General features: G+C 61.4%; 18 protein-coding genes. 7 read left to right on the forward strand and 11 right to left on the reverse strand.

The genetic code is table 11. The annotated features are described in order from the left end of the window. Window positions 1-32: 32 nt before the first annotated feature. The 4 genes from ispH to HGP14_RS04525 all read left to right on the forward strand — a co-directional run bounded on the left by ispH (window position 33) and on the right by HGP14_RS04525 (window position 3,566). A complete protein-coding gene (gene ispH / locus HGP14_RS04510) occupies window positions 33-1,034 on the forward strand; it encodes a 4-hydroxy-3-methylbut-2-enyl diphosphate reductase (protein ID WP_168828639.1) in 1,002 nt (333 codons plus the stop codon). Between the two features lie 230 nt (window positions 1,035-1,264). Beyond that, a complete protein-coding gene (locus tag HGP14_RS04515; protein ID WP_168828640.1) occupies window positions 1,265-2,230 on the forward strand; it encodes a homoserine kinase in 966 nt (321 codons plus the stop codon). Further along, on the forward strand, window positions 2,227-2,667 hold the full coding sequence (gene rnhA / locus HGP14_RS04520) for a ribonuclease HI (protein WP_168828641.1): 441 nt from the start codon (window positions 2,227-2,229) through the stop codon (window positions 2,665-2,667). The genes HGP14_RS04515 and rnhA overlap by 4 nt, the downstream gene beginning before the upstream one ends. A gap of 95 nt (window positions 2,668-2,762) precedes the next feature. Then, window positions 2,763-3,566, forward strand: coding sequence for an endonuclease/exonuclease/phosphatase family protein (locus tag HGP14_RS04525; protein WP_168828759.1), 804 nt, complete (start codon window positions 2,763-2,765; stop codon window positions 3,564-3,566). A 45-nt stretch (window positions 3,567-3,611) separates the two neighbouring features. Here HGP14_RS04525 and HGP14_RS04530 read toward each other — a convergent pair whose 3' ends face one another. Beyond that, window positions 3,612-3,857, reverse strand: a complete 246-nt coding sequence (locus HGP14_RS04530; RefSeq protein WP_168828642.1) for a DUF6894 family protein — start codon at window positions 3,855-3,857, stop codon at window positions 3,612-3,614. A gap of 204 nt (window positions 3,858-4,061) precedes the next feature. Between HGP14_RS04530 and HGP14_RS04535 the strand changes: the two genes are divergently transcribed. Next, window positions 4,062-4,370: a Dabb family protein gene (locus HGP14_RS04535; protein ID WP_168828643.1), complete on the forward strand. Its 309-nt coding sequence runs from the start codon at window positions 4,062-4,064 to the stop codon at window positions 4,368-4,370. Window positions 4,371-4,405: 35 nt separating this feature from the next. Here HGP14_RS04535 and HGP14_RS04540 read toward each other — a convergent pair whose 3' ends face one another. The 5 genes from HGP14_RS04540 to HGP14_RS04560 all read right to left on the reverse strand — a co-directional run bounded on the left by HGP14_RS04540 (window position 4,406) and on the right by HGP14_RS04560 (window position 8,592). Next, window positions 4,406-5,305, reverse strand: coding sequence for a metal ABC transporter solute-binding protein, Zn/Mn family (locus HGP14_RS04540; RefSeq protein ID WP_168828644.1), 900 nt, complete (start codon window positions 5,303-5,305; stop codon window positions 4,406-4,408). A 16-nt stretch (window positions 5,306-5,321) separates the two neighbouring features. Further along, on the reverse strand, window positions 5,322-6,194 hold the full coding sequence (locus tag HGP14_RS04545; protein WP_168828645.1) for a metal ABC transporter permease: 873 nt from the start codon (window positions 6,192-6,194) through the stop codon (window positions 5,322-5,324). After that, window positions 6,191-6,931 (reverse strand): metal ABC transporter ATP-binding protein, encoded by a 741-nt coding sequence (locus tag HGP14_RS04550; RefSeq protein WP_168828646.1) that lies wholly within the window; start codon window positions 6,929-6,931, stop codon window positions 6,191-6,193. Before HGP14_RS04550 ends, HGP14_RS04545 begins: the two co-directional genes overlap by 4 nt. A gap of 263 nt (window positions 6,932-7,194) precedes the next feature. Next, window positions 7,195-7,680, reverse strand: coding sequence for a peroxiredoxin (locus HGP14_RS04555; protein ID WP_168828647.1), 486 nt, complete (start codon window positions 7,678-7,680; stop codon window positions 7,195-7,197). A 69-nt stretch (window positions 7,681-7,749) separates the two neighbouring features. Continuing rightward, window positions 7,750-8,592, reverse strand: a complete 843-nt coding sequence (locus HGP14_RS04560) for a protein-disulfide reductase DsbD domain-containing protein (RefSeq protein WP_168828648.1) — start codon at window positions 8,590-8,592, stop codon at window positions 7,750-7,752. Window positions 8,593-8,734: 142 nt separating this feature from the next. On the opposite strand from HGP14_RS04560, the gene HGP14_RS04565 reads away from it, so the two are divergent. Beyond that, window positions 8,735-9,340, forward strand: a complete 606-nt coding sequence (locus tag HGP14_RS04565) for a YqgE/AlgH family protein (RefSeq protein WP_168828649.1) — start codon at window positions 8,735-8,737, stop codon at window positions 9,338-9,340. A gap of 18 nt (window positions 9,341-9,358) precedes the next feature. Here HGP14_RS04565 and HGP14_RS04570 read toward each other — a convergent pair whose 3' ends face one another. The 4 genes from HGP14_RS04570 to thrC are packed head-to-tail and all read right to left on the reverse strand — an operon-like array spanning window position 9,359 to window position 15,626. After that, a complete protein-coding gene (locus HGP14_RS04570) occupies window positions 9,359-12,271 on the reverse strand; it encodes a sensor domain-containing phosphodiesterase (RefSeq protein WP_168828650.1) in 2,913 nt (970 codons plus the stop codon). Continuing rightward, the gene (locus tag HGP14_RS04575) at window positions 12,268-12,882 is read right to left on the reverse strand and encodes a GNAT family N-acetyltransferase (RefSeq protein WP_168828651.1); all 615 of its coding nucleotides are present in this window, start codon (window positions 12,880-12,882) and stop codon (window positions 12,268-12,270) included. The genes HGP14_RS04570 and HGP14_RS04575 overlap by 4 nt, the downstream gene beginning before the upstream one ends. 28 nt (window positions 12,883-12,910) lie before the next feature. Then, entirely contained in the window at window positions 12,911-14,209 is a 1,299-nt protein-coding gene (locus HGP14_RS04580) for a pitrilysin family protein (protein WP_168828652.1), read from the reverse strand. Between the two features lie 25 nt (window positions 14,210-14,234). Then, window positions 14,235-15,626, reverse strand: a complete 1,392-nt coding sequence (thrC, locus tag HGP14_RS04585) for a threonine synthase (RefSeq protein ID WP_168828653.1) — start codon at window positions 15,624-15,626, stop codon at window positions 14,235-14,237. A gap of 205 nt (window positions 15,627-15,831) precedes the next feature. Here thrC and HGP14_RS04590 point away from each other — a divergent pair, with 205 nt between their 5' ends. Then, window positions 15,832-16,509: a hypothetical protein gene (locus HGP14_RS04590; protein ID WP_312862092.1), complete on the forward strand. Its 678-nt coding sequence runs from the start codon at window positions 15,832-15,834 to the stop codon at window positions 16,507-16,509. A gap of 29 nt (window positions 16,510-16,538) precedes the next feature. Here HGP14_RS04590 and HGP14_RS04595 read toward each other — a convergent pair whose 3' ends face one another. Next, complete coding sequence (locus HGP14_RS04595; RefSeq protein WP_168828655.1) at window positions 16,539-17,228, reverse strand: HAD family hydrolase; 690 nt, start codon at window positions 17,226-17,228, stop codon at window positions 16,539-16,541. Between the last annotated feature and the right edge of the window lie 32 nt (window positions 17,229-17,260).

Genomic DNA, 17,260 nt, shown 5'->3' on the forward strand with positions numbered 1-17,260 from the left:
AGACACCCGAGACGATGGATACCGGACGTAAGATGAACATTGCAGCGAAACCTCCTTTGACGATCAGGCTTTGCGGTCCCCGCGGCTTCTGCGCCGGCGTCGACCGTGCGATCCAGATCGTCGTGTTGGCGCTGAAGGCCTACGGTGCGCCCGTCTATGTCCGCCACGAGATCGTGCATAACCGCTACGTGGTCGAGGGATTGGAGGCCAAGGGCGCGGTCTTTGTCGAGGAGCTGGACGAAATTCCGCAGGAGCACCGCGCCCAGCCGGTCGTCTTTTCCGCGCATGGCGTTCCGAAGTCCGTTCCGGAAGATGCAAACGCCCGCAATCTTTTCTATCTCGATGCGACTTGCCCGCTGGTCTCCAAGGTCCACAAGCAGGCAATGCGGCATAACCGCCTCGGCCGTCATGTCGTGCTGATTGGCCATGCCGGCCATCCGGAAGTCGTTGGCACGATGGGCCAGCTTCCCGAGGGCTCTGTCTCGCTGATCGAGACGGTTGAAGATGCCGATTCCTACCAGCCCGCCGATCCGGATAACCTGGGCTATGTAACCCAGACCACGCTCTCGGTGGATGACACGGCAGGGGTGATTGCACGCCTCGAGCAGCGTTTTCCGAATCTGACGGCGCCTGCTGCCGATTCCATCTGCTACGCGACGACCAATCGCCAGGAAGTCGTGAAGCAGGCAGCACCCGGCTGCGACCTCTTCATCATCGTCGGCGCGCCGAACTCCTCGAACTCCAAGCGCCTTGTCGAGGTCGCGCTGAGGGCAGGGGCAAAGAAGTCGATCCTGGTGCAGCGCGCCGCCGAACTCGACTGGGACGAGATTGGCCCGATTTCGACGCTCGGCCTTTCCGCCGGCGCCTCCGCACCGGAAGTGATCGTCAACGAGATCATCGAGGCCTTCCGCACGCGTTTTGACGCCAAGGTCGAGCTGGCCGAAACCGTCCAGGAAAACGAGCATTTCCTCGTCAACCGGGAGCTGCGCAGTATCGAACTGACGGCGGCCGACATGGCTTTCGTGAATGGTTGAGCTAGAGGCAGAGCGTACATCAGGAACTCCCTCATTCCTGTGCTTGTCACAGGAATCCAGTGTGCCCAAGTCCTTGGGCGCGAAAGACTCTTGATTAGCGGGCGCTTATCGCTTTATTCACGGCGCAGACGCGCCGTGGCTGGATTCCTGTGACAAGCACAGGAATGAGGGACAACGGGAAGCCGTCGAGACGCCCACCTTCTAGTGCCCACCGATTGTGAGACCGCACCTTGGCCGTTTACACCGATATTTCCGAAGACGATCTGAAGTGGTTCCTGACGGAATACGATACCGGCGAGCTGCTGTCCTACAAGGGGATCGCCGAGGGCGTCGAGAACTCGAATTTCCTACTGCACACCTCGAAGGATCCGCTGATCCTGACGCTTTACGAAAAACGCGTTGAAAGAAACGACCTGCCTTTCTTCCTCGGGCTGATGCATCATCTGGCCGACCGCGGCCTGTCCTGCCCGCTGCCGCTGCCGCGCAAGGACGGCGCACTGCTCGGCAGACTTTCGGATCGTCCTGCAGCTCTCATTTCCTTTCTCGAGGGCATGTGGCTGAGAAAGCCGGAGGCAAAGCATTGCCGGGAAGTCGGCAAGGCCCTGGCGAAGATGCATGTCGCAGGGGAGGGTTTCGAGCTGAAGCGCCCGAATGCACTGTCACTTGAAGGTTGGAAAGTGCTTTGGGACAAGTCTGAGGCGCGTGCCGACGAGGTCGAGAAAGGCCTGTCCGCCGAAATCCGTGGCGAGATCGATTTCCTGTCCGCCAACTGGCCAAAGGAACTGCCGGCCGGCGTCATCCACGCCGATCTCTTTCCAGACAACGTCTTTTTCCTCAGCGACGAACTGTCCGGCCTGATCGATTTCTATTTTGCCTGCAACGATCTGCTCGCCTATGACGTCTCGATCTGCCTCAATGCCTGGTGCTTCGAGAAGGACGGCGCCTACAACATCACCAAGGGCACGGCGATGTTGGAAGGCTATCAGAGCGTGCGGCCGCTCAGCCCTGCCGAACTTGCCGCCCTCCCGATTCTCGCGCGCGGTTCCGCGCTCCGCTTCTTCCTGACCCGCCTGTACGACTGGCTGACGACGCCGGAAGGCGCGATGGTCACCAAGAAGGACCCGCTCGAATATCTGCGGAAGCTGCGCTTCCACCGCCAGATCGAATCGGCCGCCGAATACGGGCTGTCAGCATGAAGCACGTCGATATCTTCACGGACGGCGCCTGCTCCGGCAATCCCGGCCCCGGCGGCTGGGGCGCGATCCTGCGTTACGGCGACGTTGAAAAGGAACTTTCCGGCGGCGAGGCTGAGACGACCAACAACCGCATGGAACTGATGGCTGCGATCTCCGCCCTCAGCGCATTAACGCAGCCCTGCGAGGTCGATCTTTATACCGACAGCGCCTATGTCAAGGACGGCATTTCCAAGTGGATTTTCGGCTGGAAGAAGAATGGCTGGAAGACCGCCGACAAGAAGCCGGTGAAGAATGCCGAGCTTTGGCAGGCCCTGGAGGAGCAGCGCAACAAGCACAAGGTGACGCTGCACTGGATCAAGGGCCACGCCGGCCATCCGGAAAACGAGCGGGCCGATGAGCTCGCGCGCATGGGAATGGCGCCCTTCAAGAAACGCTAGAACGTCCCGGCCAAAATTTCGTAGAAACAAACACATGAGGCGCTTCCATGAATCAGCCGGGAAACGCCTTCGTGCGGAACACGAGGGGGGATGTCGTGCGGATTGTCTCGCTGAACGCCTGGGGCGGCAAGCTGCATCGGCCTTTGATGGACTATCTCAGCACCGTCGAGGCCGATGTCCTTTGCCTGCAGGAAGTCACCCGCTCCGTGACCGTGAAGAGCGACTGGCTGGAATATCGCGACGGCAGCCATATCCTGCCTCAGCGCGCCAACCTCTTCGAGGAGATCAGGGCTGCTCTGCCGATGCATGACGCCTTTTTCGCGCCGACGGCGAGAGGCGAACTCTTCGACGGCGACCAAATCGTGCCTTCGGAATTTGGTCTCGCGACCTTCGTGCGCCGGTCCTTCGCGGTGATCGGCCACGCAATGGATTTCGTTCATGGCGACTTTTCCGAAGATGGCTACGGCTCCCATCCGCGGGCGCGAAACGCGCACGCCATCCGCCTCTTCGACTATGAGGCGGGCTCTACGGTCACCGTTACCCAGCTGCACGGGCTGCGGGATATGAACGGCAAGGGCGATACGCCTGCCCGCCATGGCCAGGCTGACGCGTTGGTCAAGCTGATTGAGCGCATCTTGCACAAGGGCGAGCGGCTCGTCGTCTGCGGCGACTTCAATGTCTTGCCGGGAAGCGTCATGTTCGAAGCCCTCGGCAGACTCGGCTTAACCGACCTGGTCACCTCCCGTGGCTTTACGGATACCCGAACATCGTACTACGCCAAAGAGGGGCGCTTTGCGGACTACATGCTCGTGACGCCGGATGTCGGCGTCGTCAGGTTCGATGTGGTCGCGGAACCGGAAGTGTCGGATCATCGTCCGCTTCTGCTGGAAATTGATTGATCGCGGCCGTGGTATGTGTCAGCGGTTCTGGCGATGCATCCGCGCTTACCGGCCGATCAGGCTAAAGATGACGTCGTGAAAACGGACCTCAGCCAGCACTGACCCGTCAGCATCGGTCACCTCTATGACGTGTGGCTCGATCATCTCTCCAGCCGCCACTCGCTCTGCGATCAGCGTAAGAGCATCTTCGTTTGCTTCATCAATCGCCGCCACCAGATCGTCTAGTTCCGAACCATCTGGATCATCGATCAGGTCCGCACCTTTACGGATGTGAAAGTAGAATACCGGCATAAGTTCTCAACCAACGGTCGGGCTGAATGTTCCGGTCCGAAAGCGTACACGCGGCACCCCCTATATCAGTGTTTTTTGGCAGTGATCGCTTGAGGCCGTCGGCACTTCATCGATTCAGGCAGCATACGACCGCTCCGCGATCCTCCCTTGCTCTCGGCCTCATTCCCTCTATTGTGCCGGCAACGAAATTAGGGAGACCACAATATGATCCTGCACTGCGTATTGCTGCGGCTCAAGGCCGCGACAACGGGCGAGGAGAAGCAGGCGCTGTTCGAATCGGTCGTCGCGTTGAAGCAGGTGATCCCAGGCATTCTCGATGTCAAACATGGACCCAACATCTCTCCGGAGGGCTTGCATGGCGGCTTCGTCGATGGTTTTGCGGTGACCTTCGAAAGTGCCGAAGCACGAGATGCCTATCTCGTGCATCCCGAGCATGTCGCCGTCGGCGAGCGAATCGTATCCTCGCTCGACGGAGGCCTTGCCGGCCTGCTCGTCTTCGATCTCAGCCTCTGAGAGGGGCCGCGGATCTCTCCGCGGCCTCTCGTCGGTCAGCTCGACCTCGCCATGGCCGCGGCGATCTGGTCGACATTATAGCGGAACATCTTTTCGTAGGTCGGCGCCGGGCCCTTCGCATCCGAAAGGGATTCGACGTAAAGTTCGCCGCCGGGTTCGGCGCCCGTCGCCTTGGCGACCTGCTTGACGAGGCGTGGATCGTTCGAGTTTTCGAAGAAATAGGTCTTCACATGCTCGGCCTTGATCTGCTCGATGAGCTTGGCGACGTCGGCAGCGGAAGCTTCCGTCTCCGTCGAGAGGCCAACGGGTGCGAGGAAGCTGACGTTGTATTCCCGGCCGAAGTAGCCGAAGGCGTCATGACTGGTCAGCACCTTTCGCCGGTCATCCGGAACCGCGTCGAACTTCGAATGCGCATAGGCGTCGAGCTTGTCGAGCGTCTTCGTGTAGCGCTCGGCATTCGCCTTGAAGGCTGCCGCATCCGCCGGATCGGCCGCTGACAGGGCTTTCTCGATATTCGCGACCCAGATCTTGACGTTGACCGGGCTGTTCCAGACGTGAGGATCGGTCACCGTCTGCCCGTCCTCTTCCATCGTGCGGGTATTGACGCTATCGGAAACGGCGACCGGCGTTCCCTTGTAGCCCGAGGCAGCGATCAGCCGGTCCATCCAGCCCTCAAGGCCCTCGCCGCTGACGAAGGTCACCTGCGCCGCCTTCAGGTGCTTGGCGTCGGTGGGAGATGGTTCGAACTCGTGTGGATCGCCATTCGGCCCGACTAGGGTCGTCACCTTCACATGGTCGCCGCCCACTTTGCTGACGACATCGGCGAGGACGGTAAACGAGGCAACGACATTCAGCGTCTCGGCAGAAGCGGGCATCGCCGAGAAGGCGAGCAGCGCGGGAAGGGCCACGGGCAGAAGCAGTCTGGGGGCAAGCATTGAAGTCTCCTTGAGGTTAGCCCTTGAGATGCGGGCGGGGAAAGATGCGCCAGGCAAGGCCTGATGGCGCGAGGAAGATGGACAGCCCGTAGATCACCGCCGCCGTCATGATGATTGTCGGACCGGAGGCGAGCTCGAGATGGTAGGAAGCAATCAGGCCGACATAGCCGGAGGCCGTGGCGCTGATCGCGGCGATTGCGATCATCGACGGCAGGCTACGTGACCAGAGCTGGGCGATTGCTGCCGGCAGCATCATCAGGCCGACTGCCATCAGCGTGCCGAGCGCCTGGAAACTGGCGACGAGGTTGAGCACGACGAGCAGCAGGAAAAGCACGTGATAGACCGGCCCCCGGCCGCCGACCGCCCGCAGGAATCCCGGGTCGAAGCATTCGGCGACCAGCGGCCGGTAGATGACGGCAAGAACGGCGAGCGTCACCGAGCTGATTGTGCCGATCTGGAAAAGCGCCGGGGCGTCGATCGCAAGGATGGTGCCGAAGAGCACGTGCAGCAGGTCGATGTTCGATCCGCGCAGCGACACGATCAGCACGCCGAGAGCAAGGGAGGTGAGATAGAAGCTTGCGAAGCTCGCATCCTCCTGCAGTACCGTCGTCCGGCTGACTAAGCCTGAAAGCAGCGCGACCGAGAGGCCGGCCACAAGGCCGCCGATGCCCATGGCGGTGAGCGACAGCGAGCCCGCAACGAGATAGCCGATCGCCGCCCCCGGCAGCACGGCGTGGCTCATCGCATCGCCCATCAGGCTCATGCGCCGCAGCATCAGTAAGACGCCGATCGGACCTGAGCCGAGGCTGAGGCAAAGGCAGGCCACCAGCGCGCGGCGCATGAAGCCGAAATCGGCGAAGGGCGCAAGGAAGATGTCGTAAACCGTCATGCCGCGGGCTCGCAGGCTTGCGCATCCTCGTCCCAACGCTCGGCCATGGCGCGCGCCTTGAGAAGATTGGCCGGCGACATCACGTCGCCGGTCGGTCCCCAACCGATCAATGTCCGGGCAATCAGCAGCGTCTCGGGGAAGTGCGCCCGCACCTGATCGAAGTCGTGAAGCACCGCAACGACGGTCCGCCCGTCGCCATGCCAGCGGGCGACGATCTCCAGTAGGTCCCTGGTCGTACGGGCGTCGATGGCGTTGAATGGCTCATCGAGCAGTATCACCTTGGCATCTTGCAGCAGCAGCCGGGCAAAAAGCACGCGTTGAAACTGCCCGGCCGACAGCGAGCCGATGTGGCGCTTTTCGAAGCCTTGGAGCCCGACGGCGGAAAGTGCCGCGCGGGCCTTGTCCGTGTCCTCGCTCGAGACACGTCCGAAAGCGCCGCTATTTGGCCATGCGCCGAACAGAACCGCGTCGAAGACGCAGATCGGAAAGCGGCGGTTGATCTCCGCAGCCTGCGGCAGGTAGCCGAAATCCGTCCGCTTGAGCTGGTGGGAAATGCGCCCTTCGGCCGGCCGCAGCTCGCCCATGATGGCTTTCAGCAGCGTCGATTTTCCGGCCCCGTTGGGCCCGGCGATCGCCGTCAGGCTGCCGGAATAAATGGTTCCGGAAACATGGTGCACTGCCGGGTGACGCTCATAGGCGACGGTGAGATTGTCGAGCCTGATCAATGGGTCGCTCATGGCAGGACGACCGCCCAATGGATCGCTGCCCAGAGGGCCGCGACGACAACGGCCACGCAAGCGACGCGGAATCCGGCGGAGTGGCGGAGCACACCCGAAGCGAAATGGAACCTGTTCATAATCGACATTGCTCTTATAAATGTAATAACATTACAAGTTATGTTATAACAATTATGGCAATTTGGCGGCGGCGTCTAGGGCTGCAGCAACAAAAAAGGGCGGCTCGACGGCCGCCCTTTGGTAATACGTTCCGGTGACTCGTCTCAGAGCTGTTCCATCATCGTGGCAGCGCCGGAGACGGTAGCCTGACCGGGGCTTTCCTCGACGTTGAGCGACTTGACCACGCCGTCCTCCACCAGCATCGAATAGCGCTTGGAGCGCACGCCGAGGCCGCCGCCGGAAAGGTCGGCCTCCAGGCCGAGCGCCTTGGTGAAGCCCGCATCCCAATCCGCAAGGAAGTGGATCTTGCCCATGCCGCCTGATTGTTGTGCCCAGGCACCCATGACGTGCCAGTCGTTGACGGCCAAGACCGCGATATCGTCGACGCCCTTGGCAAGGATGGAATCGCGATTTTCGAGGTAACCCGGCAGATGGTTCAGCGAGCAGGTGGGCGTGAACGCGCCGGGTACAGCGAAAAGCACCACGCGCTTGCCCTTGAAGAGCTGATCGGTCGTAACCTCGACCGGGCCGTCGGCTGTCTTTTCCTTGAATGTGGCGGCGGGAAGCTTGTCGCCGATCGCGATAGTCATGGGGGCTCTCCTTGGTTTTGATGCAGCGGCGGGGGCTGCCGCGAGGTCGGGACCGACTATAAAAGCCGATCAGTCAAAGGCAAGCGTCGTCTCCATGGCGCGGTCGCCGTCGATGACGAGAGCGCTCCAGCTCTTGCCGCTGATCTCATAGTTCTTCGGCAGCTTGTGGATCGCGACAGCGGTCGAGAAGGTCTTCCCGTCGCGTTTGCTCATCAGCTTCTTGGTGAACACATAGCCGGCGGGGCCGGTGAGGATCACCTCCGGCGCGGTATCGCCAGCGGCGGGTAGAGCAATCTGCAGCCAGAGCTGTTTTTTATCCTCAGAAACCTTGTAGGACGTCACCTTGAACTGTGACGAAGGTTTTTCCGGCAGCGATGCCTCGGCGCTCTTCAGGATCGCTTCCTCTTCCGGCCGTGACTGGTTGGCGCTACCAATGGCGAGCGAGAACTCGCCCTGGAAGGGGATGCAGATATCCTTGCAGATGCCGATGAAGGCGCTTGCTTTCAGGGTGAGCGGGCCGGAGGCGTCTTTTGCCGAGAATGTTAGAGGCAGCGAAACCGCGGCGTCATAGGCGATGTCGTCTATCCTGCCGTCGGAGAGATGCTTCGGCACCGGAAAGCGGATCGCCTTCAGCGTGACGCCGCTCTCCGGCGCAACCGAAATCTGCGGTGGTATGCCGCTGTTGCCGGGCTCGCGCCAATAGGTAATCCAGCGGGGTTTCGGTTCGATCTGCAGCGCTCCCCGCATCGTCCCCTCGCTGTCCGGAGGCAATGCGATCAGGCGCATCCGGCCGCCGGCATTGTCGACCCAGTCGCTCATCTCGGCATGCGCCATCCCGAAGGAGGCGGCCAGGGCGGCGCCACAGATAGCGCTCTTTAGAAGCAGGCGAAACCTGGAAGAAATAATTGCCATGGAACAAGCGTTTATCGAAAATCGCCTTTCGCGGCCAGAAGCTGCGACGACTTAATTCTTCATTTTCAGTTGATTGATATGTGACATTGCCCCATGTTTATTTTGTCGGGGCCATTGGTGCGGTCTGGCAGCAGGAGGCAACATGTCCTTTTCCACGCTGAAAAACAGACGGGAACGCGGCTTTTTTGACGGACAGTTCCTCATCGCCATGCCCGGTATGGAAGACAGCAACTTCTTCCGGACGGTCGTCTATGTCTGCGCCCATTCCGATGCCGGCGCCATGGGCTTCGTGATCAACCGGCCCCAGAGCCTCACCTTCACCGATGTGCTGCTGCATCTTGAAATGATTAAGGACCATGAGCCGATCGTCCTGCCGGATCATGCCCTGAATTTCCCGATCCAGACGGGCGGTCCGGTGGAAAGCGGCCGCGGTTTCGTGCTGCACTCGGATGATTATATCAGCGACTCCAGCATCCCGATCAGCGACGATATCTGCCTGACCGCGACGCTGGACATCATCCGCGCGATCTCCAAGGGCAGTGGGCCAAAGCGGGCGACGATGATGCTCGGCTACTCCTCCTGGGGCGCCGGCCAGCTGGAAATGGAAGTCGCCAACAACGGCTGGCTGACCTGCGCGGCCAACGAGGCGCTGATCTTCGACCGCAGCCTCGACGACAAATATGAGCGCGCGCTTGCAGGGATGGGCATTACCGCTGCCATGCTCTCCGCCGAAGCCGGCCACGCCTAGCATCCTCTGTAGAAAGGCCTAAGCCCGCTTCGTCAGTGGAAAGCGTTCCTTCAGCAGACGCAGAACCGAATCGGCGGCCATCGGCGGGCCGAAGAGATAGCTCTGCCCGTAGCGGCAGCCCATCTTGGCAAGCTCGATGGCGTCTTCGTTGGATTCGATCCCCTCGGCCACGACCTGCATCTCAAGCTCGCGCGCCATGGAAATGACCGATCGGAGGACGATGGCCTTCTTGTCGCTGTTGTCGCGAACCAGCGCCTTGTCAAGCTTGATCGTGTCGAACGGGAAGCGGGTGAGATAGGCAAGCGACGAGTAGCCTGTGCCGAAGTCGTCGAGCGCGAGGCCGAGCCCCGCTTCCTTGAGCTTCTGTAGCACGAGGCGCGCCTGCTCCGGATTTTCCATGACCATGGACTCCGTCAGTTCCAGCTTCAGGCGGGACGGGTCGCAATGTGTCTTGGAAAGAACCGAACGCACATCCTCATAGAGTTCGTTGTTGAGGAGCTGCACGCTCGACAGATTGATGGAGACGTAGATCGGCAGATCGCCGGTCTGGTGCTGCCAGGCCATGAAGTCGTTGGTTGCCTGTTCGAGCGCGAACATGCCGAGCGGGCCGATGAGGTCCGAAGCTTCGGCAATCGGAATGAATTCCGAGGGCGGGATGTTGCCGCGCTTCGGGTGTTCCCAGCGCATCAGGGCCTCGAAACCGGCAATCTCGACATCCTCAAGCCGCGCGATCGGCTGATAGACCATCGACAGCTCCTTACGCTCGATGGCGCGGCGGAGGTCCGATTCGAGCTGCAGCCGGTCGGCGCCGAAATCGCGGAAGGCAGGGCGGAAAGGCTCGACCCGGTTTCCGCCGGCGCGCTTGGCGCGATACATCGCCAGCTCCGCGTCGCTCAGCATGCCCACGGCGTTTTCCTGCTGGTCGACCCAGGAGGCAAGGCCGATCGACGCCGTCAAAATGACTTCCCGATTGGCGAAGTTGATCGGCACCATGATTGCCTTGCTGACCGCATCGGCAAAATCGGCGATCTTCGCCGGGTCGCGTTCCGAGACAAGGATGAGCCCGAACTGGTCGCCGGCAAGGCGCGCCAGCGTGTCCTGGGGCTTCAGCAAGCGGCGCAGGCGGCGGGTAACCGCAATCAGAATGTTGTCGCCGGCGGCGATTCCCAGTGAATCGTTCACCAGCTTGTACCGGTCGATATCGATCACCATCACGGTGGGCCGCAGCGTATCGCCGCCGGGCGCGAGCGTCAGCACGGACTGCAGGCGGTCGATGAAGAGCTGGCGGTTCGGCAAGCCGGTGAGATTGTCGTGCAAGGCATCATGCAGCAGTCGCTCGACGGAGTTCTTCTGCTCCGTAACATCGACGATCGTCCCGACGCACCGGATGATTTCGCCGTTCGAGCCGAGCACCGGCCGGGCGCGGATCAGAAGCCAGTGGAAATGACCGTCCTCGGCGCGGACGCGGAACTCGTGGTTCAGCCGTCCGCGGCGGTGTTCGAGAAGCACATCCAGCGTGGCGCGGAAACGATCGCGATCGTCGGGATGCAGCCAGGGCAGCCAGTTGCGGGCAGCGCCATGCATGGTGCCGGGCGAAAGACCGAGCTTGATGGAAACATCCGGAATGGTGACGACGCGGTCGCGCGCCACGTCCCAATCCCAGACCATGTCGCCCGAACCTGTAAGGGCCAGAGACTGCCGCTCGAGATCGGAAAACAGCCCCTGCTGGAAAGCACCGCCCGCAAAGGCGTGCTGCATGACGGTAAAGCCGATCAGCAGCACGATCAGCACGAGACCGCCGCCCAACGCCGGCTGGATGATGTCATTGTCGAGCCGCCCGGTGATCGTCAGCCAGGCACCGAAGATCCAGACGAGGATCAGCGCCCATGCGGGCACCAGCAGGATCGCCCGGTCGTAGCGGTTGAAGCCGAGATAGATGATCAGCACGAGACCCATCGTTGCCGTCAGCGCGAAGGAAAGCCGCGCGATACCGGCCGCAATCGATGGGTCGTAGATCGCCACGCCAAAGAGGAGCGCAAGGCCCAGCACCCAGGCAAGGGTCGCGTAGCCGAGATGCGTGTGCCAGCGGTTCAGGTTCAGGTAGGTGAACAGGAAGATCACGAAACTCGAGGCCAGCGCCACCTCCGCGCAGGCGCGCCATATTCGCTGGTCCGCCGAGGCGATGCTGACGAGTTTGCCGAGGAAGCCGAAATCGACGCAGATATAGCCGAGCACCGCCCAGGCGAGCGCGGCTGTGGCCGGCAGCATCGAGGTTCCCTTGACGACGAAAAGGATCGTCAGGAAGACGGCCAGAAGTCCGGCGATGCCGAGCACGATGCCGCGGTAGAGCGTAAACGCGTTGATCGTATCCTTGTAGGCATCAGGCTCCCACAGGTAGATCTGCGGCAGGTCGGGCGTTGCAAGTTCCGCCACGAAAGTGATGACCGCACCGGGATTCAGCGTGATCCGGAAGACGTCGGCCTCGTCGCTCGGCTGGCGGTCGAGCGCAAAACCTTCGCTCGGCGTGATCGCCATGATGCGTTGCGAGCCGAGGTCGGGCCAGAAAAGCTTGGAGTTCACCAGACGGAAATGCGGAGCGACGATGACCCGGTCAAGCTGCTCTTCCGAGACATTGGCGAGCGCAAAGACGGCCCAGTCGCCCTGATGGTTGTCGGAGGTGGCGCGCACCTCGATGCGCCGGCGGATGCCATCGGCCCCCGCTGCCGTCGAAACCTGGAAGGCCTCGCCCTGGTTGGTGTAGATTTCCGTCGTCGCGGTAAGGTCGAGCGCGGTATCGTCGCGGGAAATCTTTACCGGTTCCGCGGCCTGAGCGACGCCTGCAGCCAGCGCAAGTACCGACAGGACAAGAGCTGCGATCACCGCGATCAATCGGCCGTACGGCGATGTGGGCAGCATGCGGTTCGTGGTCATCGGCTGTCGGTTTTCCTGCCTGTATCCGCGTCGGTGGCAAGCAGTGAAAACATCACGTGGTCATGCCACTGACCGTTGATTTTCAAGTATCCGCGCAGATAGCCTTCCTGCCGAAACCCGGCTTTTTCGAGCAGGCGAATGCTCCGTGCATTTTCCGGAATACAGGCTGCTTCGATACGGTGCAACTCAAGCCCTGCGAAGATATAGGGTATAACCAACTGAAGTGCGGCGAACATATGGCCCTGACCGGCATGTTTCTCGCCCATCCAGTAGCCGATCATGCAGCTCTGCGCCGCGCCGCGGCGAATATAGCCGATCGTAATCCCGCCAAGCAGTTCCATGTCCGGCTTCGAGAACAGGAAAAGCGGCACCGCCTGGCCCGAGGCATATTCCTGCTTGCCGCGGATAACGCGAGCCCGAAAGGCGCCCTCCGTCAGTTCGTCGCGCCGCCATGTGGGCTCCCAGGGTTCAAGGAACTTGCGGCTGGCCGAGCGCAGCTTGTACCACTGGTTGAAATCCTGATAGCGCGGAAGCCTCAGGGCATAGCGGTCATTCTCAAGCTCCACAGCCTCCGGCTGCCGCGACAGGAAGCGAAAAACCGACTTTGGCATCGATCACTCCCGGCAGGATGGACGCGGCTCAGCGGCTTGCGGTCTTGGACTGCGGCAAGGGAGCCGACAGCGAAGAGACGATGTCTTCCATTGGCGCAAGATGCTCGAGCGGGCCGATCGCCGAAAGCGTCGGCACCCTGTCGAAGAACAGACGGCCGGCGAGGTCCGTAAGACGCTCGACGGTGATGCCTTCGAGCCGCTCCATCATCTCCTGATTGGAGATTGGCACGCCGTAGAGCATCATCTGGCGAGCGATCTGGCCGGCGCGGGCGGCCGGGCTTTCCTGCCCCATCATAAGCTGCGCGCGGATCTGGGCACGGGCGCGCTCGATCTCCTTCTGCTCAATCGTGCTGGCCGACTTGTGCAATTCGTTGATGATGACCGGCACCAGTTCCGGCAGGTTCTCGCCGCCGGTCGCCGCATGGATGCCGAAAATGCCGGTGTCGGAAAAGCCCCAATGGAAAGCGTAGATCGAATAGCAGAGCCCCCGGATTTCGCGCACTTCCTGGAAGAGACGCGAGGACATGCCGCCGCCGAGAATGTTGGCAAGAATCTGCGAACAGTAGAAGTCGCGGGCGTGGTAGGCCTTGCCCTCGAAGCCGAGAAGGACCTGCGCGTCCATCAAGTCGCGGGTTTCGCGCACGTTGCCGCCGATATAACGGGCGGTCTCGATGACCGGCGGAGCGCTTGGTGCGGTCGGCAGGCCGGCGAAGCGCGTTTCCACCAGCCGCACGATTTCGTCGTGGTCGATCGCGCCGGCGGCAACGACGAACATGCGATCGGTCGTGTAGTTGCGGCTGAGATAGTTGCGGATCTGCTGCGGCGAGAACGAGACGACGGTTTCATGCGTGCCGAGGATGGGACGGCCGAGCGTCTGGTTGCGGTAGGCGGCTTCGGCAAACTTATCGAAGACGACATCATCAGGCGTGTCGTTCGCGGCGTTGATCTCCTGCAGGATCACCTGCTTCTCGCGTTCGAGCTCCTCTTCGTCGAATGCCGACTCGGTCAGGATGTCGGCGAGGATATCGACGGCAAGCGGTACATGATCCTTCAGCACCCGGGCATAATAGGACGTCGTTTCGGTCGAGGTCGCAGCGTTCACTTCACCGCCGACATCCTCGATTTCCTCGGCGATGTCGCGGGCCGATCGGCGCGCGGTACCCTTGAAAGCCATGTGTTCAAGCAGGTGGGCAATGCCATGCTCGTCTGCCGTCTCGTTGCGCGAACCCGATTTGATCCAAACTCCCAGCGCGACGCTTTCAAGATGCGGCATGGCTTGGGTCACTACTGTCAGCCCGGATGGGAGCCGGGTGCACTCTACTGTCATTGGTTATCTTTCTGCGCCTGCGGCATCAGGTCCGGGTATGCTTGCCGATAAAGCCCTCAACGGCTTTCAGTTCCGGATCGATGACTTGGAAGCGCTCCTCCTTAAGCATCAGATCAGCAAGCCACGTCGGAAGCGCCGGGTCAATACCGGACGCGGATTTTACGGCTGCGGGGAATTTTGCCGGGTGGGCGGTCGCGAGCGTCACCATCGGGGCGTTCGGCTTCTCGTGCTTCGCGGCAACGAAGACGCCGATCGCCGAATGCGGATCGAGTAGATAGCCGGTCTCGGCATAGGTATTCTTGATCGTCTGCGCCACCTGCTTCTCGCTGGCGCGCCCGGCGCGGAAATCCTTCTTGATGACGGCTAGCGCCTTCGGCGCGATCTCGAAGCCGTTCGACTGCTTCAAGCTGTCCATCGCATGGCGCACCTTGGAGGCGTCGCGGTCATAGACCTCGAAAAGCAGGCGTTCGAAGTTCGAGGAAATCTGGATGTCCATGGAAGGAGAGGTGGTGGCCTTTACTTCCTTCATATCGTAGCGGCCGGTCTTCATCGTGCGGGCGAGAATGTCGTTCTCATTGGTCGCGATGACAAGCTTGCCGATCGGCAGCCCCATGCGCTTTGCGGCATAGCCTGCGAAGATGTCGCCGAAATTGCCGGTCGGAACGGTGAAGGAGATCTTGCGATCAGGCCCGCCAAGAGCGATCGACGTCGTGAAGTAATAGACGATCTGGGCCATGATGCGCGCCCAGTTGATCGAGTTGACGCCCGAGAGCCGCACCTTGTCGCGGAAGGCCGCATCGTTGAACATCGCTTTGACGAGGTTCTGGCAATCGTCGAAATTGCCCTTCACGGCCAGCGCATGGACGTTCGGTGCGGTTGAGGTCGTCATCTGCCGCTGCTGCACGGGCGAGACCTTGCCGTGCGGGAAGAGAATGAAGATGTCGGTGCGGTCGCGGCCTGCAAAGGCGTCGATCGCCGCCCCGCCCGTATCCCCGGACGTCGCGCCGACGATCGTCGCGCGCTCGCCGCGCTTCTCCAGCGCGTAGTCCATCAGCCGCGCCAGAAGCTGCATCGCCACATCCTTGAAGGCGAGCGTCGTGCCGTGGAAAAGCTCCATGACGAAGCTGTTCGGGCCGGTCTGCACCAGAGGCGCGATCGCCGGGTGGCGGAAGGTACCGTAGGCTTCGTCGATCATCTTCCGGAAGGTGTCGGCGGGGATTTCGCCATTGGTGAAGGGGGAGAGGATTGCAAACGCGATGTCCTGGTAGCTCTTGCCGCGCAGCGCCCGGATCTCCTTCTTGGAGAAATGCGGCCATTCGCGCGGAACATAGAGTCCGCCGTCGCGTGCAAGACCCGTCAGCAAAGCATCGCAAAAGCCGAGAGAAGGGGCCTCGCCGCGGGTCGAGATGTAATCCACGTTCTTCATCCTTGAGTTAATGCCGGTGGAAATCCGGATAAGTGAGGCAGTCACCGGAATCGCTGCGGATCGAAATGTGCGTCAAAACGGTGCTTACCCAATCGATTTTTGTTCGCGCCGCTGATATAGACCATCGCAAACTGTCACGAAAGGCCCTCCAAACAAGACTTCGGGCCTGCCAGAAAACTTTGTAAGAGGTGGAATAATCGTGTTCGGCAAGGTCTCGCGCTTCGTTGTTTCCGTATCGCTCGCGGCTGTTCTTGCAAGCTGCAATTCCTTAGGCGTCGGTGGCGACAGCAACAAGGCCGAAGCCCCCACGCAGCCGAACGGCAACGCGCAGATCATGCCGCTTGCCCCGCAGAACCCCTCCTCGAGCGATAAGTCGATCGGTACCGCGACAAATGCTTCCGGAAGCGTGCAGCCGGTCGTGCAGGGCTCGTGCCCGCAGATCTTCATGCGTGACCAGGACGCGATCTTCCGCACCTATGCCAAGGGCGGCAAGAAGCCGGCTGCCGGCGCCGATGGGCAGCAGCAGCCGACCGACCAGGTCGTCTATCAGGCCGCCTTCGGCGACTACACCCGCCAGTGCACGCTGAACGACCAGAACCTGACAATGACCGTCGTGGCGCAGATCCGCCTGATCGCCGGCCCGGCCGGCGGCCCCGGCCGCGTCACGTTGCCGATCCGGATTACCGCTGTCGACGGCGAGGATGTCGTCAATTCGCAGGTCGTGCCGTTCACCGCTGAAATTCCGGCGGGCCAGAACGCCGCGCAGGTGCTCTTCCGCCAGGACGGCTTCAAGCTGCCGGTCGGTTCCGGCGCGCTGGTCCGCGTCAATATCGGCTTCGATCAGGGCCCGGCCGCAAAGAACAAGAAGAGCTGAGGCGGAAAGCTCCGCCCCTTCTATTTGCTCTAGAGGACACCTGCCCATTCCGACAGGGCGGCAACGACGCCCGGAAGGTCGGTCATCCGCGAAACAACCGTCTCCGCACCGGCATCCGTCAGCAGATCGGCGTGCGAGGGATAGGTATGCGATGCGCCGGTGAAGCCGATGACGCGCATGCCGGCGGCGCGTGCCGCATGGATGCCGTGGACGGAATCTTCCACGACGACGGTTCTCGATGGCGAAACGCCCATTTTCTGCGCGCCGTGCAGGAAGATGTCCGGCTTTGGCTTGACGCGATCCGGCCCGAGATCCTTAGCTGAGAAGATGTTAGGCTCGAAAAGCTTCTTGAGCCCCACCTTGCCGAGCATCATGTCGAGCCGCTGCGTGCTTGAATTCGAGCAGACGCAACGCTTCAGGTTGAGGCGGGAAACGGCGAACTCGACGCCCGGGATGGCCTGTACGTCGCGCTCGAGGCGAAGGTCGAGCAACTTTTCAGATTTATCGAGCAGTGAAGCCGAGAGCGGGATACTCGCCTCTCGTTCCACCTGCAGCAGAATGTTCTTCCAGGTCATGCCGGCAAAGCGCTCGGCCATCTCCTCGACGCCGATCGGATAACCTGCATCCGTCAGCAGCTTGGATTCCACTTCCGCCGCGATGATTTCGGAATCGACCAGAACGCCGTCACAGTCGAAGATAATGAGGTCAAAGCCGTCCATAGTCTCAAGCCTTGTTTGGGGATGCTGCCCTT

This window comes from Rhizobium sp. P32RR-XVIII (assembly GCF_012641395.1).
Taxonomy (GTDB): Bacteria; Pseudomonadota; Alphaproteobacteria; order Rhizobiales; family Rhizobiaceae; genus Rhizobium.

What these genes read in the sequence shown, in the direction of transcription:
- HGP14_RS04530 (WP_168828642.1), bottom strand. Translation starts at nt 3,857, where the DNA reads ATGCCGGTATTCTACTTTCACATCCGTAAAGGTGCGGACCTGATCGAT.
- HGP14_RS04555 (WP_168828647.1), bottom strand. Translation starts at nt 7,680, where the DNA reads ATGACTATCGCGATCGGCGACAAGCTTCCCGCCGCCACATTCAAGGAA.
- HGP14_RS04570 (WP_168828650.1), bottom strand. Translation starts at nt 12,271, where the DNA reads ATGACCACGAACCGCATGCTGCCCACATCGCCGTACGGCCGATTGATC.
- HGP14_RS04550 (WP_168828646.1), bottom strand. Translation starts at nt 6,931, where the DNA reads ATGAGCGACCCATTGATCAGGCTCGACAATCTCACCGTCGCCTATGAG.
- rnhA (WP_168828641.1), top strand. Translation starts at nt 2,227, where the DNA reads ATGAAGCACGTCGATATCTTCACGGACGGCGCCTGCTCCGGCAATCCC.
- HGP14_RS04595 (WP_168828655.1), bottom strand. Translation starts at nt 17,228, where the DNA reads ATGGACGGCTTTGACCTCATTATCTTCGACTGTGACGGCGTTCTGGTC.
- HGP14_RS04580 (WP_168828652.1), bottom strand. Translation starts at nt 14,209, where the DNA reads ATGACAGTAGAGTGCACCCGGCTCCCATCCGGGCTGACAGTAGTGACC.
- HGP14_RS04575 (WP_168828651.1), bottom strand. Translation starts at nt 12,882, where the DNA reads ATGCCAAAGTCGGTTTTTCGCTTCCTGTCGCGGCAGCCGGAGGCTGTG.
- HGP14_RS04545 (WP_168828645.1), bottom strand. Translation starts at nt 6,194, where the DNA reads ATGACGGTTTACGACATCTTCCTTGCGCCCTTCGCCGATTTCGGCTTC.
- HGP14_RS04535 (WP_168828643.1), top strand. Translation starts at nt 4,062, where the DNA reads ATGATCCTGCACTGCGTATTGCTGCGGCTCAAGGCCGCGACAACGGGC.
- HGP14_RS04565 (WP_168828649.1), top strand. Translation starts at nt 8,735, where the DNA reads ATGTCCTTTTCCACGCTGAAAAACAGACGGGAACGCGGCTTTTTTGAC.
- ispH (WP_168828639.1), top strand. Translation starts at nt 33, where the DNA reads ATGAACATTGCAGCGAAACCTCCTTTGACGATCAGGCTTTGCGGTCCC.
- HGP14_RS04560 (WP_168828648.1), bottom strand. Translation starts at nt 8,592, where the DNA reads ATGGCAATTATTTCTTCCAGGTTTCGCCTGCTTCTAAAGAGCGCTATC.
- HGP14_RS04540 (WP_168828644.1), bottom strand. Translation starts at nt 5,305, where the DNA reads ATGCTTGCCCCCAGACTGCTTCTGCCCGTGGCCCTTCCCGCGCTGCTC.